The organism is Neobacillus sp. Soil_C_43, from assembly GCF_057656715.1.
On the sequence record NZ_JBDGJV010000014.1, the window covers coordinates 92,133 to 113,157 of the forward strand.

Sequence of the window (21,025 nt, forward strand, 5' to 3'; positions counted from 1 at the left end):
CTGCTGCGGCAGGTTTTTTTCTTTCTGAATGTTGGCTCATGGGGGCTGAACCCTTTGAGCCAACATCCTCTATTGGAGTCGAATATTTTTAAAATCTAATAATTTCTTTCAATGACAAAATGGGCCAAATCTCCGCGATAAATGGTTCGTGAATATTCAATGATTGACTCATCAAAAAGATAAGCTAGAGTATCAAGTGAAAAGCAGGGGTCTCCAACCTCGATGTTCAGCTTTTCTGCAGCCTCCTGATCAGCGATAAATAATTCCAAAGTTTCAATCGTCCTATTTATTTTTAACCCAAATTGAGTTTCCAATTGGCTATATAGAGACTTTTCACAGCCTTGTTTATGAAGTGCAGGTGTTTTATACCAGGGTAAATAAGCAGTTTCAAACTGAATGGGTTCATCATTAACAAAGCGAATTCTCTCAAGCATATTCACAGGCTCGCCTTCTTGGAGCTTTAATTGCTCGCATAAAAACTCATCTGCAGGAATCACTTCTAATTTAACTACCTTGATTAAGGGCTTTTTTCCTTGCATGGAAATTTGACTTGAAAAGTGATCGACGGTTGTGGTTAAAATTTGTTTTACTTTGTTTCCAGATACAAAGGTTCCACTTCCACGTTTACGATAAACATACCCTTCTGTTGTTAATTGTTGTAGAGCAGTTCTGACAGTGGTTCGACTAACACTATATTTTTCACAAAATTCAGCCTCAGTTGGCAGTTGTGAGTTTGGTTTATATTCCCCATCATTAATTAATTGAATGATGGCATCTTTTACTTTAAGGTGCAGAGCACTTCCATCTTTCGCTTCTTCTACCATATTGGTATTCCCCCTCATTATTTATAGATTACCAAAAAATAGATAATATTTGTACCCTTAAAAATACAATTCTAAAAATTTGTTATTACAAATTATAAAAATAATAACAAATTAATAAAAATTGTATTGTAAATATTCTGAATTGTCATTACAATGAATTATAACAAACGTTGTACTATACATCGAAATAGGATACATGCTTACTTCTAAAGAAAGGAGGAAAATCATCTTAACGTTTTCTTTGTTGGACATTGAAATCATTTTCAATTAAATTTTGAAATCGCTTTCTTTTAGGGGGTATTTATGAAAATCTTATTATGCTGTTCCGCAGGTATGTCTACAAGTCTACTGGTTTCTAAGATGGAAGTTTGCGCAAAATCAAAAGAGATTGATTGTGAAATTTGGGCAGTAGGATCAACGGAGATATATAACGAGATTAACAAAGCAGACGTCCTGCTTCTTGGTCCGCAAGTACGATATTTACTAACACAGCTAAAAAAAGAAGGAGAAAAGCATGGTGTACCGGTAGATACTATTAATCCTAGACACTATGGTCTATGCAACGGAGAGGAAGTATTAAGGCAGGCAATCAATTTAATAAAAGGGGAGTAGGAAACATGATGAATTTTATTGATAAATTTATTATGCCTTTCGCAAATAAGCTTGGTAACAACAGGCATCTTCTTGCTATTCGTGATGCTTTAGTCGGCATGATTGCCATCACGATGATTGGTTCGTTAGCTGTGCTTTTAAATAACTTAGGTTCCGTACCCGGTATCGGAAAATATTATGAAAAACTCATGGTCTCGATTTTCGGTGAGACATGGAAAACGTTAGGGGGAGATATCTGGTGGGGAACGCTTGCCTTCATGACCATATTTGCCGTTTTCGGTATTGCTCATAAGTTGGCAAAGTCTTACGGGGACGATGGTTTCGAAGCGATGTTGGTTGCGGGTGCTTCCTTTTTTATACTGATTCCACAAGTGGCTAATGTCTCGATTACTCCTGAGGGTGAAGAGGCAGTTTCAGGTGGGGTGTGGGGTTTTATTGGCTGGAATTATTTCAATGCGACCGCGCTATTTACCGGTATCATTGTTGCAATTGTAGCCACTGAAATTTTTGTTCGTTTAGCAAAAATAAAGTATCTAGTCATTAAATTGCCTGATGGAGTTCCACCAGCTGTTGCTCGTTCATTTGCCAAGCTGCTTCCGGGGATGGCAACCATTTTTACTCTTGGATTATTTGGCCTTATTTTACGTAAATTTATTAGTGATGGAGCTTATTTAAACGACTGGATCAATAAAGTACTGGTATCACCGCTTACTGGCGCAGTTGATTCAATGTGGTTTGCTATTTTAATAGTATCCCTGGTACATGGATTTTGGATTCTTGGTCTTCACGGGCCTAATATACTTGGAGGAATTACCACTCCATTAATGACGAAACTAGGTCAAGAAAATGTAAATATGTATGCACAAGGTGTTCATGATGTAAGCAAATACCATATCCTATCTGGTTCTTTCTTAGATGCATTTGTGTATCTTGGTGGGTCTGGTGCCACTTTAGGTTTAATAGTAGCGATGATTATCGCAGGGCGAAAACGTAATAAACAGCTCATTGCGTTAGGGACTCCCCCAGGGATTTTCCAAATCAATGAACCTATTCTTTTTGGATTGCCGATTGTATTGAATCCAATTTGGTTCATTCCATTTATACTGGGACCAATCATCATGACAATTGTAGCGTATACATCAATAAGCTTAGGTTTAGTACATCCAGTCGTTGCTGATATTCCTTGGGTGACCCCTGCAATCGTTGGAGGTTTACTTGCAACTGGTGGGCATATTTCTGGTGCAATATTAGCGGCAGTGAATTTATGTATTTCTATCGTTATTTACCTTCCTTTTGTCATCGCTCAAGGACGAATGGATGCGAGGAGAGAAATGGGTGAGGTATCATCCAAACCTACTGATACGCTAAATGTCTAAATGAAATCTCAATCAGAGGTGTAAAAAATGAATGATGGTTTAAAGATAGTTACCATAGGTGGTGGCTCGAGCTATACCCCTGAGTTAATAGAAGGATTTATCAAATATTATCACGAATTACCCGTGCGTGAATTATGGTTGGTTGATGTAGAAGAAGGAAGAGAAAAGCTTGAAATAGTAGGGAACCTTGCAAAAAGAATGGTGGAAAAGGCAGGTGTTCCGATAAAAATATATTTAACGTTAGATCGAAATGAAGCATTAAAGTCTGCGGATTTCGTAACCACTCAATTTCGAGTGGGTTTGCTAGAGGCACGTAAAAAGGATGAGGGTATCCCTTTAAAGTATGGAGTATTAGGGCAGGAGACTAATGGGCCAGGCGGTTTATTTAAAGCACTTCGAACCATACCTGTTATTCTAGATATTTGCCGGGAAATGGAGGAGCTTTGTCCGAATGCATGGCTTATTAACTTTACCAATCCAGCTGGTATGATTACGGAGGCAGTACTGCGTTACAGCAATATTAATAGAGTAGTAGGACTGTGTAATGTACCTATTGGAATGGAAATGGGCGTAGCGAAATTATTAGGAGTGGAACATAGTAGAGTCAGAATTGATTTTGCGGGATTAAACCACATGGTGTACGGACTAGATGTGTTTGTTGATGGGGAATCCGTTAAGGATCAAGTGATTTCGTTAATAAATGACCCCGAAAAAAGTATAACCATGCAAAATATTCATTCGATGGGCTGGGAGCCAGAGTTTTTGAAGGCGTTAGATGTGTTTCCGTGTCCATATCACAACTACTATTATAAATCTGGAGATATGCTGGAAAAAGAATTGAAAAATTTTAAAGAAGGCACCATTCGGGCAGAGGTTGTCAAAAAGCTGGAAGAAGAGCTGTTTGAGTTATATAAAGACCCACAGTTAGCAATTAAGCCTCCTCAATTAGAGAAAAGAGGTGGTGCCTATTATAGTGATGCAGCTGTTAGGTTAATCCACTCGATGTATACAGATAAACGTGACATACAGGCTGTTAATACATTAAACAAGGGTGCTATTACAAGTCTCCCATATGATTCTGCTGTAGAACTCAGTTGTATGATTACGAAGAATGGGCCTAAGCCAATTGCAGTGGGAGAGTTACCAATTCAAATCCGCGGACTTGTTCAACAAATGAAATCCTTTGAAAGGGTAGCCATTGAAGCGGCCATTAGTGGGGATTATGATAAAGCATTACTGGCACTGACAATTAATCCTCTCGTACCAAGTGACCGGGTAGCAAAAGTCATTTTAGATGAAATGCTTGAGGCACATAAGGATTACCTACCGCAGTTTCATTAATAATCAAAAAAGAGGGAAGAGAATGGAGAATATAGAGCAAGTAATCTTTCAAATTATTCTGCATGGGGGAAATGGCAGGAGTGCGGCGATGGAGGCCATTCAGTCAGCCAAACAAGGGGACTTTGTGGGTGCGAGAGAGAAACTAGGCGAAGCAGACCAATCCTTGAATGAAGCACATCATATCCAAACTACACTCATTCAAGGAGAGATTAGAGGCGATAAAACAGAGATGTCTCTTTTAATGGTCCATGCACAGGATCATTTAATGAATGCAATAACCATGAAGGAATTAGCTACAGAGGTAGTGGAGCTATACAGTCGAATACATCATGATTAAATTAATTGTTAACGCAGATGATTTTGGTTTAAGTAACGGAGTGAACTATGGAATCATTGACAGCTATTTGTATGGGATTGTCAATTCTACCACGATGATGATGAACATGGATGGGACAGAACATGCGATTCAATTGGCCAAGAGATATCCAAAATTGCGTGTAGGTATTCATCTAGTAATAACATGTGGGAAACCACTAGCACAAAATGTACCATCATTGGTTGATGATAATGGGGTTTTTAAGTCCTATTCTGCCCTAAATCCATTGGATATTTCGCTAGGTGAACTGGAAAGAGAGTGGACTGCACAAATAGACCGAATGATCCATTCAGGTCTTAAACCATCACATTTGGATAGTCATCATCATGTTCATACCTTAAAAGAATTGGTTCCAGTGGTAAAAAGTTTATCAAATAAATACGGGCTGCCAGTAAGGAAGAACGGAAGCCTGGCTATTGAAGGAGTGGACTCTTTTTCAGACATAGCTTTATTCGACTTTTATTCTGATGGTGTTTCGGCAGATTATTTTGCAAAGCTGAATGACCGTATGAATGATGGATTAACAGTTGAAGTGATGTGTCACCCAGCATACTTGGATAATACCCTATTAACTGGATCATCCTATACTTTTCAAAGATTAACAGAGTTAGAAATTCTTCAATCAGTTACTTTACCAGAAAACATAATGTTGGTATAACTAACAGGATATTAACAGATGGTGGTTTATGGAGAACATTATAGCCTCCTTACTTATGGGCATCCATTAAGGTAAGGGGGTTTTTTGTCTTTTAATCATGTACAATTCGTATAGTATTTTTTTTCGAAGGAAGATACGGGGGCAATTAGCTTCGGCAATATTGCTTTTAACGGGAAAAATATTAACGATTCCCTAGAAGTGACAATTGAGAACAAGGGAGAAGAAGCAAAAAACTTTAATGTTAAGATAAATTTTCAAACAGGAATAAGAGGGGCAAAAGATGCTTTACAGAATGGTGTTGAAATAAAAACCGATTTGTCTGTTAAAGTACCAGCAAACAGTCATGTTACTAGAAACGTATCTCTTTTGATTTCAGCAACAGCTGAAAAAGGCATTTATGAAGGGTATATTGTTTATATACAGCCTTTGAGCTAATCGGATTATTATCATCGTTGGTAAATGCAAAGTTGGTGTCAAATGGAACTTGATACATTTCAGATGGATCATCATGATTTGTTATTTTGCGCCTATTAGTATTCTGACAAACTTCTCAAGTGTCATCAGCTATATCCATCCGGAATCTTTCTCAAATCCAGATGGAACTTTGATTAAGACAGACTTTACAAAAATCGGTTCCAATGTAACCATCCAAGATAGCGAAGGAAAAATCTGATATCAAAAAAGATTTAGGAGTTCAGTAAAAATAAAAATTATTAAACTAGTAAAACCTGTCTCTTCATTTAAAGGACAGGTTTATTTTTGTTGGGTACATATTACATAAATTAGGGTTAATTGGTAAATAAATAAAAAATCTAAAGGAAGTGGAGGAAGAGAGACCATGTGGAAAAAAGCCCGCATGAAACAGCAACTTAGCTATAGTAATTCAATGTCTTCCGACGAGCCTTTAGTTAACGACCTTAATGTAAATGTTTCTCGAATAAAAGAAGAGTTAGGTCAAGCCTCTGACTTAATCGTTCGATTAATTAAGCATAAAGGGGTTCATGTATTTGGTGTCATTTATATTGACGGCATATCAAATACACAAGATATAAATGAACATATAATAGAACCTCTCTTATCCTATAAAGCCAAACTGGATTTTGAAGTATTAAGAGATGAGTTGGAACAAACCATCTCCATCTCAAATATTAAAGTAAAACACATTTTTGGGGACATCCTTAACTCGATCACTTCTGGAAACACAGTTATATTAATTGACGATGATACCAATGCTCTCATATTTGATACAAAAGAAATTCAATCACGCAGTATTAGTGAACCGTCAACCCAAACAGTCATACGGGGACCAAAAGACTGCTTTACAGAGAATCTCCGCACAAATACTTCACTGATAAGAGCCAGGGTTCAAAGTCCGAATTTACGCTTAGTAGCGTTTGAAATTGGAGAAGTGACTCAGACAGCAGTGGAAATTATGTATATCAAAAACATTGCAGAGGAATCAATTGTTATTGAAGTCAAAAAACGCCTTCAAAAAATTAAAATAGATGGCATTCTGGAATCATCGTATATTGAAGGCTTTATTCAGGACAAACAGCCTTCACTGTTTCCGACTGTACAAAATACAGAACGCCCAGATGTGGTAGTAGGCAATTTACTTGAAGGGCGTGTGGCTATTTTTATCGGAGGTACACCATATGTTCTAATCGTCCCTGTAACTTTTACACAATTATTCCAGTCACCAGAGGATTATTATCAAAATCAGTACATTGGTAGCTTTTTACGGATTTTACGTTTTGGTGCTTTTTTCTTAGCTCTTTATGCACCTGGATTGTATGTTGCCATGATTACACACCATCAGGCACTTGTACCAACGGTTCTACTGGTAAGTATTGCAGCGCAACGGGAGGCAGTTCCTTTTCCTGCAATAATCGAAGCCTTCCTCATGGAAATGACCTTCGAAGTCCTAAGGGAAGCGGGAATTCGTATGCCCAGGGCTGTTGGCCCAGCCCTTTCTATTGTAGGTGCTTTGATATTAGGACAAGCTGCTGTACAGGCAGGCTTTGTCTCTGCTGCTATGGTTATTATTGTTTCTGTTACCGCAATTGCTAGTTTCGCACTTCCAAACTACAGTCTCGGTATTGCAGCAAGAGTTCTTCGATTTCTGTTATTAATCATTTCTTCGTATGCGGGGCTGTATGGTTTGCTAATAGCTTCTCTTATCATTGGGATGCATATGTGTAGCTTGAAATCTTTTGGACTTCCATACCTTTCTCCAATCGCACCATTCAAACTCACAGAACAAAAGGATGTATTCTTTCGCTTTTCGATACGAAATATGGTTAACAGACCATCTCCTTCAAAAAAAGGGAACAAAGTCAGAATGAAGATTATAGAGGGTGATCCAGGTGAGAAATAAATTGTGGCTCCTTATCATTTTCTTATTTGGTACTCTAACAGGGTGCTCTAATTACAAAGAAATAAATGAAATATCCATAGTTGTTGGATTGGGAATCGACTATATTCCAGGTAAAAAACAATACGAGATCACTTACCAATCCATTAATCCAAGTGAAAATGTTGCCCAATCGTCAGGTTCTGGTGCTACACCAGTTACCAGCTATATTTCTACAGGGAAAACCCTTTCTGAAGCTGCATACAATACGTCAAGACTATTTTCTAGAAAGAATATTAATTCTCACATTGAGGTAGTTATTATTGGAGAACAATTGGCAAAAAAGGAAAGTTTAAACTTTATATTCGACGTATTTGAGCGAGATGCAGGAGTCCGAGTGAATGTCCCTGTCCTAATTGCACGTGACGCAAATGTAAAAACTACCATGGATATACTACCTTCAAATGATAAAGTTCCAGTGAGAACGATTGTTGGAAAAGTGAAGAATGCCTTTGATACTACTGGGGAATACGGTGAAACAAGAATTTACAAAGTAATTGAAAACCTATCCAATTTGGGCTCAGAACCAGCCATAAATGGGATTAGTGTTAGAGGGAACAAGAAAAAGGGTACGACAAAAGCCAATTTAGAAGATATGCAAAAGGCATACGTAACACTTAATGGGGTAGCTATGTTTAGAAAAGGAAAACTTGTAGGATGGTTGGATGGAAAAAAGACAAAATCTATTCAGGTCATTCAAAACAAGATAAAAAGTACGAACTTGAGAATTCACTGTGATGAAAAACGGTATAACACCATTGTTATAAACCGCTTGAAAAGTCATTCTAATGTAGACATAATAAATAATCAAGCTATTATCACAATTGACGTAGATGCTTCAGGTTCTATAACCGAATTGTTATGTAACAAGGATATAAGTAAACATAAAGTGCTGAGAGAATATGAGCATAAAGCTGAAAGGGAGTTGCAAAAGGAAATAAAAGAAGGGATTATTTCTGCCCAAAAAGTGAAAAGTGATGTGTTCGGTTTTGGTGAAATCTTACATTATTCAAATGTTAAGAAATGGAACAAATCTAAGCGGCAATGGAAAGAGTTGTTCTCAGAAGCAAAAGTAAATGTAACTGTAAAAGTGGATATAGAAAGGACCGGTATGAGAATCAAGCCTTACCCTTATTGATCAAGGAGCTGAAATACAAGATGAGACAGATGAAGATTAACGGATTTTAGTTGTTTAGTGTCATGTTTTTATTCGAATTAGGCAGTGCCATTCTTCTAGGATTGGCTAGACAATCAAAGCAGGATGCATGGATAACTGTTTTATTTGGCATTGTCTTCGGCTGTATTCTATATCTTGTTTATAGTAAGCTTTTTCACTTATATCCTTCGTTACCACTGACAAGTTATCTTCGAAAAATCCTCGGCGGCTACTTAGGTTGGTTCATAGGACTATTGTATGTGGTATATTTTATTTACATAGCTTCTCGCGTATTGCGTGATTTTGAAGCACTATTAGTGATAACCGCTTACAGGCAAAGTACCCTATTGACAGTCGGTATCATCATGGTTTTATGTGTGATGTATGCAGCCTACAAAGGATTGGAAGTATTTTTTCGCATTTCTGAGCTTTGCCTATTCATTATCGTAATTATGTTTCTTCTCCTCATTTTATTTGAAATTGCAAGTGGAATTGTCGAGTTAAACCATATTCGTCCTATATTAGAATATGGATGGCGCCCTATATTTAAAACACTTTTTCCAACTACTATGACCTTCCCTTTCGGTGAAATGGTTGCTTTTACTATGCTCTTGCCTTACTTAAATAAACAAAATAGCGCTAGAAAAATTGGAATTACTGCTATTTTTCTTAGTGGTATGGTTTTAACTTTATTTACATTTATGAATATTGCCATCGTTGGTTCAAATATTATGGAACGTTCTGCCTTTCCTATCCTAACAGCTGTAAGTTATATTAATATTGCTGGTTTCGTACAGAGGTTAGATATTTTGGTGATTATTAGTATGGTCATATTAGGATTTGTAAAAATAACTGTTTTCTTCTTCTGCGCTTTGCTCGGTGCTGCGGATCTGTTTGATATTAAACAACAAAAAAAAATGATCTATCCTATCGGAATGATGGTTTTAATTAGTTCGCAAATCATCGCACATGGTTATATTGAGCACATTGAAGAAGGCTTAATGGTTGTACCGTATTACTTACATCTTCCTTTGCAGATAGTAATACCTATCTTTTTATTAGTCATTGCCTTTTTAAAAGGAAAACTAAAAGCAAAGATGGACATTTCTTCATAATGGTTGCTTTTTAATGTAATTAAAAACCTTCGAAAAAATAACTGGAAGGAAAAAATTAACAGGATTACATAATCTTCTCCAGATATTTGCTGGCCAATTTTAATAAATGAATGTAAAATTTCATTAAAACCAAGACCTTGAATCATATCCATTAAAATTGCGAGGGCAATTACGAGGAAAAATAAAAGCAAGGAAATGAATGTTTTTTTCAAAGTGATCACCAATCTAATATTTTTTATTATTATTTGACAACCTACCAAATTTATCCCAGATAAGACACGTTGGGGAAAATATAAGAAGTTTTGCATCTAGGAGGAGTATCATGAAGAAAAATTTTAAGGGAAATTTGGTGCTGTTTTCATTGTTATTCTTAGTTATCAGTTTGATCTTTGGAAACAATTTTGCTAAATCTAAATCGGCAGAGAAAGTAAACTCGGATAAAAAGCAAATAAGGATTTTTCTAGCAGGGGATTCGACTGTTTCTAATTACTCAAGTTCGTTAACACCAAGGGCGGGGTGGGGACAGGTCCTTGAAAAACACTTCGATAATCAAGTGGTTGTATTAAATGAAGCAACACCTGGCAGGAGCTCCAAAAGTTTTATTGATGAAGGGCGACTTAAACAGATTCTTAATCAGATTGAAAAAGGAGATTACCTCTTTATTCAATTCGGACATAATGATGAAAAAATAAAGGATCCTTCCCGTTATACAGAGCCCAATTCAACCTATAAAAACTATTTAAAACAATATATTGATGCTGCCCGTGCCAAACAGGCTATTCCTGTCCTTGTGACACCAGTTGAACGAAGATATTTTACAGAAAAAGGCGTGCTAAGCAGTACACACGGTGAATATCCGGCTGCGATGAAGGAACTCGGATTAGAAGAACATGTACCAGTCATCGACCTTACTTCAAAAAGCCATGCTTTGTTCCAAAAGCTTGGACCAGAAAAAACGAAGGATGTCTTTTTATGGCTGGATGCCCAAGAGAATATGAATTATCCCAATGGTGTCAAGGATAATACCCATTTTCAGGAAAATGGTGCTAAGAAAATTGCACGTCTGGTGGTCAATGGAATTGAAGAATCAATGCTTGTGCCACTTAGTAACCACATCTTAAAGAAGTAAGCTTGACTAAAATAAAGAGGGCAGACCATATAACTATGAGTCTGCCTTTTCTTAATCGCTACATTGTTAACATTAAAATATCCAAATTCGAAATGTGAGTGGCACCTGAGTCTCGAATGTTTTTTAAATGATTAATATCCAGAATGTCTATCGTTCGATTGGATAATCGGATGAGCTTTTGATTTTTCCACTTGTTCAGTATTTTATTTACTGTGATTCTTGAGGTACCTATGTATCGGGCAAATGAGGTTTGGTCAATAGAAAAACTCCCATTTTCGTTAATTAGCTTTAATAGATAATGGGCCATCTGTTGTTCAACAGGAGAGTTAAGAAAGGAGATAATTTCTGCTAATATCCTAAATTTATAGATTAGTGAATTGGTAAAAATACATGCGGCTTCAGGGTGCTCGGTACAAATAGTTACTAATGCTTCATCCGAAAAATGATAGATTACAGATGGACAGGTTGTGATCGCAGAAGTTAAATAATTTTCCTTTCTAGCCCCATGCTCACCAAACAACATCCCTTCTGGAACATAATTAACTGTTCGTTCCACTCCTTCTTGAGATAGAAGTGTGATTTTGATTCCCCCAGAAGACAAGAAAAAAAATCCTCGCCCTACACTTCCCTGGTGGTAAACGACTGAATTTTCCTCTGTCTGAAGTTTTTTTCCATATTTTATATACGGACTCCATGCATATCTAAGGTTTTTCATATCATCACCTTCCCGAGCAGTTTTTTTAATTCGTTTGGTTTTTTTATAATGAATTTCTTACCATGTATCTCTATTATTTCTTCTTCTTTCCATTGTTTTAATATTTTATATATGGTGATTCTTGTTAATCCTGTACACTTCGTCAGGTCTTGTTGTGTGAGGGGAACTTCAAAATTCTTAAATTCATAACAAATATTCAGAAGGATGACAGAGAGTTGTTGTTCAGGTAAAAGAGTGTCTAAATATATTTTATCAGCAAGAATGTGCATTTTATGAATGACGGTTTTGATAAACATATTTAATATGGAGGGTTGGTATTTTATTAGTTTTTGAAAATGCTCACATGAAAAGAAATAGAGAATAGAGTCATTAACAGCTGTAGCCGTTGTAAAGTGGGGCTGATGGTCCATTGCTTGAACACCTAATAGCTGTCCAGGTATGCCGATGTTTAACAAGCGCTCTTTTCCAATTGCAGTTGTTGTCGTTACTTTAATTAATCCCTGTTGTATAAAATAAAATCCGTCCCCTGTTGTGCCCTGCTCGTAAATACAAGTTTTTTCTTTAAAAAATTTCCTTGTACCTAAATTCAAACATGACTCCCAATTTATATCACTGTCAAACAGGATTGCCACCAAATCAACTCCTAAGTGTAATTTAATTGCTTAGGTAGAGAAAATCAGTTTAGATTGTTTTTTTTTTTTTTGTTAACGCTTACATTTTATTATAGATTACTTGGTTTGTATTGTTAAAATCTCATAACAATTGGTAGAAAAAAAGTTTTTTAATGTTAACAGCTTAACAATAGTGTAAAAGAATTAAAATATAAAATCAATATAGATTTGGTTGAATTCTAAATATTCAGCTATATCAATCTCCTTCCATTCCTTTTGTTAAACAATGGATGGGAGAAAAAAACTAGAATTGAAATTAGATAAAAAGGGGGCTAAACCGTAAGTTTGTTCAACCTAGAATAAGCATAAGTGACTATGTGATTAAATTCAAAAAGGGGATGGTTGGATGAACCAGGAAGTACAGTCAGTAGTTACTGAAAATTTAAAGAATGAACAACAACTAGGGAAAAACACTACGAAACTTACACTTAAGAGTATACCTAGAGCAACGTTCCTTGTCGTTGTTTTATGCTGGTTTGCGATGTTAGCAGATGGATATGATTTAGGAATTTATGGTGCTGTCTTACCATCATTAATGGAGTACAAAGAATGGAGTATGACCCCTGCTCAAGCTGGAGCGATCGGAAGCTATGCACTTATGGGAATGCTGATCGGTGCAATATTTGTTGGTACACTTACAGATATGATCGGCCGCAAGCTAACTTTAATCTTTTGTATTGGGTTATTTTCCCTTTCAATGTGTTTAGTTGCTCTTTCTACTTCACCAGAAATGTTTGGGATCTTTCGTTTTATAGGCGGTCTTGGTCTGGGGGGGGTTATACCAACGGCATCCGCTTTAACAATCGAGTATTCTCCTGTACAACATCGCTCCAAGCTGTATGCAATTATGTATACAGGTTATCCAATTGGGGGCGTTCTTGGTGCATTATTCTCAATGTTCTTCTTAGAGGATTATGGTTGGAGATTAATGTTTTGGATCGGTGTCACTCCAATATTGGTTATACCTTTTGTTATTAAATATCTTCCAGAGTCAATCAGTTTCTTACATGCAAAGAAAAAATTTGCTGCTGCTGAAAGTATAGCCCAAAAATTTCATCTTCCAAATGATTTTATTCAAAACAATATGAGGGTTGAGAGTAAAGGAACAACGGAAAAATTTGCGGCAATTGCAAGTCTTTTTACACGAAAGAATATCCGAGCCACTATGTTTTTTTGGGTAACCTTCTTTTTAGGATTATTAATGATCTATGGTTTAAGTACATGGCTTCCGAAAATGATGAGAGAAGCTGGATATCCACTTGGCCCAAGCTTAGGATTTTTACTTATGTTAAACCTTTCTGCAGCAATTGGTGCTCTAATAGCTGGAACTGCTGCAGACCGCTTTGGTTCAAAAAAGATTATCAGTCTTTCGTATTTCTTAGCAGGTGTTTCAATAGCATTATTAAGTATAAAATCTTCGATGTTATTAGTGTATGGCTTAGTGGGAGTTGCAGGTTTTGGAACAATCGGGACGACACTTATTTTAAATGCCTATATTTCAAAATATTTCGAAGCAGAAAACCGTGCCACTGCATTAGGATGGGCATTAGGATTTGGCCGAATCGGAGCTATTTCAGGCCCAATTCTTATTGGCTTTTTTATGAGCTCAAATTTCGATTTCTCCCTTAATTTCTATCTCTTTGCTGTTGCGGGAGTCTTGGCATCTATTACCATCATGTTCATCCCTAAAAAAGGTGAAATGAAAATCTAGGGACAATTTACACATATTTTACACCAGTACCTCATTCCTTTTTTCAAGAGGAGAATGAGGTGCTTTTTATTATTTAAAAATAGTCTGTGTTAAAGAACGTTGTTGAGTTTTATACCCTGTTGATAGGAGCGGAAGGCGCGAAGACTCCTGTGGGAGTACGGTTCAGGGGAGACCCCGCAGGCGCAAGCGCCGAGGAGGCTCGCCGAAACGCCCACGGAAAGCGAAGCGCCTGGAGCGGAAATCAACAGACAAATTTAACATTGTCATTCAAAAAAATAAAAAATTAAATTTATTCAGAAAAATGTTAATTAGACTACAATTCGACTAAATGGTCAGTTTTATAATGAAAATATGAAATTAGAGGAGGATGTTTATGGGAATTCGCACGGGAGCACAGTATATTGAAGCACTAAAAGCCCGAAATCCAGAAGTTTGGTTATCGGGAAAAAGAATTAATAATGTCTTTGAAGAGCCTGTTTTCAATCAACCTATTCTTGAAATGGCAAAGCTGTATGATTTACAGCATGATTCTCAATATCAAGAGGACATTACTCATATTTGTGAAGAAACTGGTGAAAGAATCTCGAATGCATTCTTGGTGCCTAGAAGTTATCAAGATTTAGATGCTCGAAGAAAAACGTTTGAGGTATTTGCCAAAGCAACATTTGGTTTAATGGGAAGAACGCCTGATTTCCTAAATGTCGTGGTTACTTCCATGGCGAGCAATTCAGAGTTCTTGGATAAATATAATCCTGAATGGGGGAAAAACATTCGAGCCTATTTCAAGCATGTTCGCGATCATGACTTGTTTTTAACTCATGCGATTATTAACCCTCAAAATGACAGGAGTAAATCTTCGCATGAGCAACAGGATATGTTTACCCACTTAGGTGCAGTGAAAGAAACTCCAGATGGTTTAGTTGTCAGAGGAGCCAAAATGTTAGCAACTCTTGCCCCGATAACTGACGAAGTGATTGTTTATTCCTTTCCTGGGTTTAAACCAGGGGATGAGCGGTATGCGCTTGCCTTTGCTCTTCCACTTGATACACCAGGTCTTCGCATTTTATGTCGTGAAGCCATGCAAGACGGTAAACGATCCGTTTACGACCATCCATTAGCATCGAGATTCGAAGAAATGGATGCAGTCCTAGTATTTAACGATGTTTTAGTCCCATGGGATCGAGTATTTCTTTATAACAATGTTGAAGCTGCTAATCTACTTTATCCAAAGACTGGAATTGGGCAGCAACCAGCACATCAGTCGGGTGTTAGAGGCTTAATTAAGCTTCAATTTGCTACTGAGGTGGCTTGTAAGATAGCTGACTCTATTGGCGTAGATGGATACCTAAATGTTCAAAATGATTTAGGAGAATTAGTTCAATCGGTTGAAACCATTAGGGCTTTGCTTCGGATTGCAGAATATGAATATGAAGTGTTGCCATCTGGCGAGGTCATGCCAGCCTATGCACCACTTGAAACCATCAGAGGGCTGCTGCCAAAAATGTATCCACGTGCCATTGAGGTCATGCAAATTATTGGTGCGGGAGGTTTATTGATGTCTCCTACAGATGCCGATTTCCAGAATCCAGAATTACGGGAGGATTTAGAGAAGTATTATCTTGGAAGAGAAGGAGTTTCTGCGGAAGTGCGCGTTCATCTCTTTAAACTTGCGTGGGATTTATGCGGCGAGGCATTTGGTCAAAGGCTTCTTCAATATGAACGCTATTATACTGGGGACCCAATTCGTAAAAGAGCGATTTTCTATAACAACCATAAAAGGAAAAATTCTTTTGAGCTTGTTGATGAAGCTATGAAAATATTTGAACGAAAAAATGAAGTTCCAAGCTTATAAAACTTATAAATTTTACGAGGGGGTGTGAACGATTCAAACGCTAAAAGATGGAGTCCTGACACTATCAGGTTCTGTTATTGCCATAGGTGCATTTGATGGGGTCCACAAAGGACATCAAGCTGTGATTAAGCAGGCGGTGAAAAAAAGCCGGATTTCTCATGTTCCCAGTGTAGTGTATACATTCGATCCGCCTCCTCGACATTTTTTTAAGAGCGTTCAAACCTTAACTCCTATTGAGGAAAAGTTGGGTAGGATCTCGATGTTAGGTGTAGATTATGTGGTTGTTGCCAGCTTTGATGAATGGTACGCCACTCGCCCACCTGAGGATTTTATCTGTGAATTATCAAAACTTAATCCAATTGAAATTACGGTTGGTTCCGATTTTCATTTTGGTAAAGATAGAAAAGGTGATGTTAGTCTTTTACAAAAGTATTTTTCGATAAATGTAGCGTCACCTGTCTTCTGTAATAGCGGCAAACTTATTTCATCTACAAGAATCCGCCAGCTTATTTCTGAAGGAGATTTTCAGCAGTCCTACTCATTGCTGGGTTGGCAAGCAGGAATAGAAAAACAAATACTACGTAATAACTGCTAAGTATTAAACGGGGGTTTTTACTATATGAAACTACTAGGAATTTCAGGCACTATTATTGGGGCGAAGACAAGTATTGTTGTCCAAAAGGTACTTGAGGAAGCAAAGAAATACAATCCTTATGTTGAAGTCGAACTCTTGGATTTAAGAGATTATGACGTCCAATTCTGTGATGGGAGAAATCCCTCATCCTACAACGATGACACAAAAAAAGTTCTTGAAGCCATTCATTCGGCTGATTTTTATATTATCGGTACACCGATTTTCCAAGGATCTTTATCAGGTCCTCTCAAGAATTTATTTGATTTGATTAATCCAAAGGATTTTCGCAATAAAGTAATGGGGTTTGTTGCAACCGGCGGAACGTATCAGCACTACCTTGTGATCGAAAATCAATTGAAACCAATTGCAGGATTTTTTCGGGCGTTTGTAGCACCTGGGTATGTTTACGTTAATAATGATCATTTTAACAAAGAAAATGAAATCATTGATTCTGATGTTCTATCAAGAATTTCAGGCTTAGCCAAAGAAGTGGTCTTCATGCAGGAGGCATTAAAATCGTCAGAAGAAAAATTAACAGGGGTATTTCACTAAGACTATGCCAATAGTAGAACTGAAAATATTAGAAGGCAGAGAACCAAAAATTAAAGAGAAGCTAGTGAAAGATATCACCGATGTCATAGCAGAGAATCTTAGTGTTCCACATGACAAAATCCGAATTCTTTTATATGAAATTCCATCAGAAAATTGGATAGTTGGGGGAATCCCTAAATCTAGCTCACCTGAAAATTGAGAGGAGACGATCATTCATGTCAAAAACATTAAAACCAATTAACCTATGGGGATTTATTGAAGAAAATAAGGACTTACTAAAGCCGCCAGTTAATAACAAAGTCGTTTGGAAGGATTCAGAGTTAATGTTTATGGTAATCGGTGGCCCGAACAAACGACGTGATTTTCATGTGGACCCTTCAGAAGAGATTTTTTATCAATTAAAGGGTGACTGCTACGTTGAGATTATTAATAACGAGGGAAAGCGAGAAGTCATTACCGTCAAAGAAGGAGAAGTTTTCCACCTGCCAGCGAATGTACCACATTCCCCACATCGCGTGGCTGATACAATCGGTATTGTTATCGAAAGAGACAGAGCTACAGGAGAATTAGAGGATTTTGTTTGGTTCTGTGATGAATGTGACCATGAAGTGCACCGAGTTACCGTTCAATTGACGAATATTGAGGTTCAAGTGAAAGAAGCGATCAACGGTTTTAATGGAAGTCTAGAACTTCGTACATGTAAGAACTGTGGACATATCATGCCAGAAGAAGCGAGTGAATGGAAATGCGAGTAGATTTTCATACACATATTATCCCTGAAAATTTTCCGGACTTTGCAACTAAGTACCAAAATGATAGATGGCCTGTACTTCAGCCAACCTGTTCTTGTGGTGCCAATATTATGGTAGCTGGCAAAGTTTTTCGAGAAGTGACTGATCAAGTGTGGAGCCCAGACAAACGAATTAGTGATATGGAAAAAGAAAATGTAGACATTCAAGTTTTATCGCCTATTCCTGTTACCTTTTCTTATTGGGCCCCACTAGAAGAAGCAGTAGCCATGGCTCGATTTCAAAATGATTTTATCGCAAAGACAGTTTCACAGCATCCAACGAAGTTTATTGGTTTGGGAACAGTTCCTTTGCAAAATGTGGAGGCAGCTAATCGTGAATTGGACCGCTGTATTCATGAGCTTGGTTTAAAAGGGATTGAGATTGGTTCCAACATAAACGGAAAAAATTTAGATGATGAATCGTTAATAGACTTCTTTGCCATGTGTGATAAATGGAATGTACCGATATTTGTTCATCCATGGGAAACACTGGGTAGAGATCGCTTATCTTCCCACAACTTAATGTATACAGTAGGAATGCCAAGTGAGACGGCTTTAGCGGCTGCAAGTCTCATCCTCGGTGGAGTTATTGAGAAATTTCCAGGACTAAAAATTTGTTTTTCTCATGGCGGCGGTTCACTGCCATACATCCTTCCACGACTTGATCATGGTTGGAATGTTTGGCCGCACTTGCAGATGACGGAAAAGCCTCCAAGTTTTTATGCTAAGAAGTTTTTCTATGATTCAATCGTCAATAACCCGGTGAATATTAAATTTTTAGTTGAAAAATTTGGAGCAGAACAAGTCATTATGGGTTCAGACTATCCATTCTTACTCAGAGAAACTCCACCAGGGAAGATCATAGATGATACCTTAACACTTACCGAAGCTCAGAAAAGAGCGATGTTAGGTGAAAACGCATTACGATTCTTAAACTTACCGGTTAATCAACTAATCTAGCAGGAAAAGAGATGAGAAGATGGTAGAAAAAGTGATGACACCAGAAGAGAAATTAGCAAGTCTTGGTTTGAAGTTGCCGCCTCTTCGTCCCGCTTCTGGAAATTATGTAAGCTGTGTTCGGACAGGGAATCTTATTTTCACCTCAGGTCAGGGTACAGATGAATACCGTGGAAAACTTGGTGAAGATGTATCTATAGAGGTTGGGTATCAGGCCGCGAGACAGTGCATGCTTAATCTTTTAGCAGTTGTTAAACATGAACTGGGTGATCTCAGCAAAGTAAAACGGGTTGTCAAAATTCTTGGGTTTGTCAACAGTACTCCTGATTTTACAGCTCAGCCTAAAGTAATGAACGGCTCCTCCGATTTATTGGTTGAAGTGTTTGGAGAAAAGGGCAGGCATGCGAGATCTGCTGTAGGGATGGCACAGTTGCCCCACAATAACACAGTTGAGGTTGAGATGATTCTAGAGGTCGAGGATGGTGAACATGATGAGTAAATTGCTTGAAAAACAACTACAAATTAATGACGCAAAGCTGTTTATTAATGGGGAATACGTTAATGCCATTTCAGGAGAAACCTTTGACACTATTAATCCAGCAACCAATCAAAAGTTAGCTTCAGTCGCAAGTGCAAGTGAACAGGATGTAGAAAGAGCTATACAAGTTGCACAACGAACATATGAAAGTGGTATTTGGAGTCAAATGCCAGTTGAAGAGCGAGCAAAAATTCTCTGCCGTATGTCTGATCTAGTGATGGAACGTGTAGATGAGCTAGCTTTAATCGAAACCTTAGACGTAGGCAAACCAATTAAAGAAAGCAGAGATTTTGATATTCCTAGAGCAGCATCCAATTTACGATTTTTCGCTGAAATGGCTAAATATATTCATCATGAGCATTATGAACAATCCAAGCATATGAGCTATACAAAATATGCTCCTGCTGGTGTAACAAGTTTAATCATTCCTTGGAATTTACCTTTTATGCAAATGACATGGAAAGCTTCTGCTGCCTTAGCTGCAGGAAATACGGTAATTGTAAAGCCGGCAAGCTATACTCCCCTAAGTGCAGTCATGTTAGGTGAAATTGCCAATGAAGCAGGATTACCGCCAGGAGTGTTGAATATACTTACAGGACCAGGTGGAACAGTAGGTACCGCAATGACTACTCATCCTAACGTTCGTAGAATTTCCTTTGTTGGGGAAAGTTCAACGGGTAAAACGGTTATGAGAAATGCAGCCTCACAGTTAATCCCCGTATCATTAGAATTAGGTGGAAAATCGGCCAATATTGTATTTGAAGATGCAGATTTAGACGAAGCGGTTGCGGGCTCCATTGAGGCAATTTTTAGAAATCAAGGAGAAATCTGTTTAGCTGGTTCACGATTGTTAGTGCAGGAATCCGTTTATGATAAATTCCTCGAAAAATTTGTAGCAGCTGTTAAGAAAATCAGAGTAGGTGACCCATTGGATGAGAGTACCGATATGGGGGCGGTTATATCCAAAAGCCATTTAGAAACTGTTGACGATTATGTGCAAATTGGAATTGCAGAAGGTGCAAAGCTTGCAATTGGCGGCAAGCGAGTAGATGGATTAACGCAGGGGAATTTTTACGAGCCGACGGTACTCTATGATGTGAATAATAAAATGAGAGTAGCTCAAGAAGAAATTTTTGGCCCAGTTTTAGTAGTCATTCCGTTTAAAACGGAAGAAGAGGCTATTCAAATAGCTAATGATTCTATCTACGGCCTAGCGGGCGTGGTTTGGTCAAATGATTTAAGACGTGCCCATCGTGTAGCTGCCCAAATTAATTCAGGCTTGTTCTGGATCAATTGTTGGTATTATCGGGATTTAAGAACTCCATTTGGAGGTTCAAAGGCTAGCGGGATTGGAAGGGAAGGCGGCCGCCACAGCTTTGAGTTTTATACAGAGGCCAAGACCATAACAATGAAATTATAAGATGGAAAGTGATAAGGTGGCTAATATTGGCCACTTTTTATATATAGGTTGTGTTTAAGAACAGTGTTGATTTTTCTAACCTGTTGATTGGAGCGGAAGGCACGAAGACTCCTGTGGGAGTACGGGTCAGGGGAGACCCCGCAGGCGCTTGCGCCGAGGAGGCTCGCCGAAACGCCCACGGAAAG

At 37.8% G+C, this 21,025-nt stretch carries 24 protein-coding genes; 20 read left to right on the plus strand and 4 right to left on the minus strand.

All coding sequences use genetic code 11. The features are described from left to right. Positions 1 to 95: 95 nt before the first annotated feature. Positions 96 to 824, minus strand: a complete 729-nt coding sequence (locus AC3A54_RS17950) for a GntR family transcriptional regulator (protein ID WP_487655534.1) — start codon at positions 822 to 824, stop codon at positions 96 to 98. Between the two features lie 303 nt (positions 825 to 1,127). On the opposite strand from AC3A54_RS17950, the gene AC3A54_RS17955 reads away from it, so the two are divergent. The 10 genes from AC3A54_RS17955 to AC3A54_RS18000 all read left to right on the plus strand — a co-directional run bounded on the left by AC3A54_RS17955 (position 1,128) and on the right by AC3A54_RS18000 (position 9,871). After that, a complete protein-coding gene (locus AC3A54_RS17955) occupies positions 1,128 to 1,436 on the plus strand; it encodes a PTS sugar transporter subunit IIB (RefSeq protein WP_487655535.1) in 309 nt (102 codons plus the stop codon). 5 nt (positions 1,437 to 1,441) lie between these two features. Further along, complete coding sequence (locus AC3A54_RS17960) at positions 1,442 to 2,812, plus strand: PTS sugar transporter subunit IIC (protein WP_487655536.1); 1,371 nt, start codon at positions 1,442 to 1,444, stop codon at positions 2,810 to 2,812. Positions 2,813 to 2,839: 27 nt separating this feature from the next. After that, entirely contained in the window at positions 2,840 to 4,153 is a 1,314-nt protein-coding gene (locus AC3A54_RS17965; protein ID WP_487655537.1) for a 6-phospho-beta-glucosidase, read from the plus strand. A 22-nt stretch (positions 4,154 to 4,175) separates the two neighbouring features. Further along, positions 4,176 to 4,490: a PTS lactose/cellobiose transporter subunit IIA gene (locus tag AC3A54_RS17970; RefSeq protein WP_487655538.1), complete on the plus strand. Its 315-nt coding sequence runs from the start codon at positions 4,176 to 4,178 to the stop codon at positions 4,488 to 4,490. Next, positions 4,483 to 5,187 carry a chitin disaccharide deacetylase gene (chbG, locus tag AC3A54_RS17975; protein WP_487655539.1) on the plus strand — a complete coding sequence of 235 codons (705 nt, stop codon included), beginning with the start codon at positions 4,483 to 4,485 and terminating at the stop codon, positions 5,185 to 5,187. The genes AC3A54_RS17970 and chbG overlap by 8 nt, the downstream gene beginning before the upstream one ends. Positions 5,188 to 5,385: 198 nt before the next feature. Further along, entirely contained in the window at positions 5,386 to 5,622 is a 237-nt protein-coding gene (locus AC3A54_RS17980) for a hypothetical protein (protein WP_487655540.1), read from the plus strand. 73 nt (positions 5,623 to 5,695) lie between these two features. Next, positions 5,696 to 5,860, plus strand: coding sequence for a hypothetical protein (locus AC3A54_RS17985; protein WP_487655541.1), 165 nt, complete (start codon positions 5,696 to 5,698; stop codon positions 5,858 to 5,860). Positions 5,861 to 6,025: 165 nt separating this feature from the next. After that, a complete protein-coding gene (locus AC3A54_RS17990) occupies positions 6,026 to 7,564 on the plus strand; it encodes a spore germination protein (RefSeq protein ID WP_487655542.1) in 1,539 nt (512 codons plus the stop codon). After that, entirely contained in the window at positions 7,554 to 8,738 is a 1,185-nt protein-coding gene (locus tag AC3A54_RS17995) for a Ger(x)C family spore germination protein (protein ID WP_487655543.1), read from the plus strand. The genes AC3A54_RS17990 and AC3A54_RS17995 overlap by 11 nt, the downstream gene beginning before the upstream one ends. Positions 8,739 to 8,800: 62 nt before the next feature. Further along, positions 8,801 to 9,871, plus strand: coding sequence for a GerAB/ArcD/ProY family transporter (locus AC3A54_RS18000; RefSeq protein ID WP_487655544.1), 1,071 nt, complete (start codon positions 8,801 to 8,803; stop codon positions 9,869 to 9,871). Here the strand turns inward: AC3A54_RS18000 and AC3A54_RS18005 are convergent. Continuing rightward, a complete protein-coding gene (locus AC3A54_RS18005) occupies positions 9,772 to 10,179 on the minus strand; it encodes a YczF family membrane protein (RefSeq protein ID WP_487655545.1) in 408 nt (135 codons plus the stop codon). The two genes, AC3A54_RS18000 and AC3A54_RS18005, sit on opposite strands and share 100 nt — an antisense overlap. 14 nt (positions 10,180 to 10,193) lie before the next feature. Between AC3A54_RS18005 and AC3A54_RS18010 the strand changes: the two genes are divergently transcribed. Further along, entirely contained in the window at positions 10,194 to 11,000 is an 807-nt protein-coding gene (locus AC3A54_RS18010) for a rhamnogalacturonan acetylesterase (protein ID WP_487655546.1), read from the plus strand. A gap of 58 nt (positions 11,001 to 11,058) precedes the next feature. On the opposite strand, the gene AC3A54_RS18015 is transcribed toward AC3A54_RS18010, so the two are convergent. Both AC3A54_RS18015 and AC3A54_RS18020 read right to left on the minus strand, forming a co-directional pair. Continuing rightward, complete coding sequence (locus AC3A54_RS18015; RefSeq protein WP_487655547.1) at positions 11,059 to 11,715, minus strand: Crp/Fnr family transcriptional regulator; 657 nt, start codon at positions 11,713 to 11,715, stop codon at positions 11,059 to 11,061. Next, positions 11,712 to 12,305, minus strand: coding sequence for a Crp/Fnr family transcriptional regulator (locus tag AC3A54_RS18020; RefSeq protein ID WP_487655548.1), 594 nt, complete (start codon positions 12,303 to 12,305; stop codon positions 11,712 to 11,714). The genes AC3A54_RS18015 and AC3A54_RS18020 overlap by 4 nt, the downstream gene beginning before the upstream one ends. Positions 12,306 to 12,732: 427 nt before the next feature. Between AC3A54_RS18020 and AC3A54_RS18025 the strand changes: the two genes are divergently transcribed. From AC3A54_RS18025 to AC3A54_RS18065, 9 genes are all read left to right on the plus strand, one after another. After that, positions 12,733 to 14,097: an MFS transporter gene (locus AC3A54_RS18025; RefSeq protein ID WP_487655549.1), complete on the plus strand. Its 1,365-nt coding sequence runs from the start codon at positions 12,733 to 12,735 to the stop codon at positions 14,095 to 14,097. A gap of 373 nt (positions 14,098 to 14,470) precedes the next feature. Beyond that, positions 14,471 to 15,949, plus strand: coding sequence for a 4-hydroxyphenylacetate 3-hydroxylase family protein (locus tag AC3A54_RS18030; RefSeq protein WP_487655550.1), 1,479 nt, complete (start codon positions 14,471 to 14,473; stop codon positions 15,947 to 15,949). Between the two features lie 31 nt (positions 15,950 to 15,980). Continuing rightward, entirely contained in the window at positions 15,981 to 16,544 is a 564-nt protein-coding gene (locus AC3A54_RS18035) for an FAD synthetase (RefSeq protein WP_487655595.1), read from the plus strand. A gap of 24 nt (positions 16,545 to 16,568) precedes the next feature. Next, positions 16,569 to 17,135 (plus strand): NADPH-dependent FMN reductase, encoded by a 567-nt coding sequence (locus AC3A54_RS18040; protein WP_487655551.1) that lies wholly within the window; start codon positions 16,569 to 16,571, stop codon positions 17,133 to 17,135. A 4-nt stretch (positions 17,136 to 17,139) separates the two neighbouring features. Beyond that, positions 17,140 to 17,334: a tautomerase family protein gene (locus AC3A54_RS18045; protein ID WP_487655552.1), complete on the plus strand. Its 195-nt coding sequence runs from the start codon at positions 17,140 to 17,142 to the stop codon at positions 17,332 to 17,334. Positions 17,335 to 17,350: 16 nt separating this feature from the next. Continuing rightward, positions 17,351 to 17,890: a 3-hydroxyanthranilate 3,4-dioxygenase gene (locus tag AC3A54_RS18050; protein WP_487655553.1), complete on the plus strand. Its 540-nt coding sequence runs from the start codon at positions 17,351 to 17,353 to the stop codon at positions 17,888 to 17,890. Beyond that, positions 17,875 to 18,885, plus strand: coding sequence for an amidohydrolase family protein (locus tag AC3A54_RS18055; protein ID WP_487655554.1), 1,011 nt, complete (start codon positions 17,875 to 17,877; stop codon positions 18,883 to 18,885). Before AC3A54_RS18050 ends, AC3A54_RS18055 begins: the two co-directional genes overlap by 16 nt. Before the next feature lie 19 nt (positions 18,886 to 18,904). Next, a complete protein-coding gene (locus AC3A54_RS18060) occupies positions 18,905 to 19,381 on the plus strand; it encodes a RidA family protein (RefSeq protein ID WP_487655555.1) in 477 nt (158 codons plus the stop codon). Next, the gene (locus AC3A54_RS18065) at positions 19,371 to 20,840 is read left to right on the plus strand and encodes an aldehyde dehydrogenase (RefSeq protein ID WP_487655556.1); all 1,470 of its coding nucleotides are present in this window, start codon (positions 19,371 to 19,373) and stop codon (positions 20,838 to 20,840) included. Before AC3A54_RS18060 ends, AC3A54_RS18065 begins: the two co-directional genes overlap by 11 nt. Positions 20,841 to 21,025 lie beyond the last annotated feature (185 nt).

Coding starts and splice junctions, on each gene's coding strand:
- AC3A54_RS17950 (WP_487655534.1), bottom strand. CDS start 824: ATGGTAGAAGAAGCGAAAGATGGAAGTGCTCTGCACCTTAAAGTAAAA.
- AC3A54_RS17955 (WP_487655535.1), top strand. CDS start 1,128: ATGAAAATCTTATTATGCTGTTCCGCAGGTATGTCTACAAGTCTACTG.
- AC3A54_RS17960 (WP_487655536.1), top strand. CDS start 1,442: ATGATGAATTTTATTGATAAATTTATTATGCCTTTCGCAAATAAGCTT.
- AC3A54_RS17965 (WP_487655537.1), top strand. CDS start 2,840: ATGAATGATGGTTTAAAGATAGTTACCATAGGTGGTGGCTCGAGCTAT.
- AC3A54_RS17970 (WP_487655538.1), top strand. CDS start 4,176: ATGGAGAATATAGAGCAAGTAATCTTTCAAATTATTCTGCATGGGGGA.
- chbG (WP_487655539.1), top strand. CDS start 4,483: ATGATTAAATTAATTGTTAACGCAGATGATTTTGGTTTAAGTAACGGA.
- AC3A54_RS17985 (WP_487655541.1), top strand. CDS start 5,696: ATGATTTGTTATTTTGCGCCTATTAGTATTCTGACAAACTTCTCAAGT.
- AC3A54_RS17990 (WP_487655542.1), top strand. CDS start 6,026: ATGTGGAAAAAAGCCCGCATGAAACAGCAACTTAGCTATAGTAATTCA.
- AC3A54_RS18000 (WP_487655544.1), top strand. CDS start 8,801: ATGTTTTTATTCGAATTAGGCAGTGCCATTCTTCTAGGATTGGCTAGA.
- AC3A54_RS18005 (WP_487655545.1), bottom strand. CDS start 10,179: ATGCAAAACTTCTTATATTTTCCCCAACGTGTCTTATCTGGGATAAAT.
- AC3A54_RS18010 (WP_487655546.1), top strand. CDS start 10,194: ATGAAGAAAAATTTTAAGGGAAATTTGGTGCTGTTTTCATTGTTATTC.
- AC3A54_RS18015 (WP_487655547.1), bottom strand. CDS start 11,715: ATGAAAAACCTTAGATATGCATGGAGTCCGTATATAAAATATGGAAAA.
- AC3A54_RS18025 (WP_487655549.1), top strand. CDS start 12,733: ATGAACCAGGAAGTACAGTCAGTAGTTACTGAAAATTTAAAGAATGAA.
- AC3A54_RS18030 (WP_487655550.1), top strand. CDS start 14,471: ATGGGAATTCGCACGGGAGCACAGTATATTGAAGCACTAAAAGCCCGA.
- AC3A54_RS18040 (WP_487655551.1), top strand. CDS start 16,569: ATGAAACTACTAGGAATTTCAGGCACTATTATTGGGGCGAAGACAAGT.
- AC3A54_RS18045 (WP_487655552.1), top strand. CDS start 17,140: ATGCCAATAGTAGAACTGAAAATATTAGAAGGCAGAGAACCAAAAATT.
- AC3A54_RS18050 (WP_487655553.1), top strand. CDS start 17,351: ATGTCAAAAACATTAAAACCAATTAACCTATGGGGATTTATTGAAGAA.
- AC3A54_RS18055 (WP_487655554.1), top strand. CDS start 17,875: ATGGAAATGCGAGTAGATTTTCATACACATATTATCCCTGAAAATTTT.
- AC3A54_RS18060 (WP_487655555.1), top strand. CDS start 18,905: ATGGTAGAAAAAGTGATGACACCAGAAGAGAAATTAGCAAGTCTTGGT.
- AC3A54_RS18065 (WP_487655556.1), top strand. CDS start 19,371: ATGATGAGTAAATTGCTTGAAAAACAACTACAAATTAATGACGCAAAG.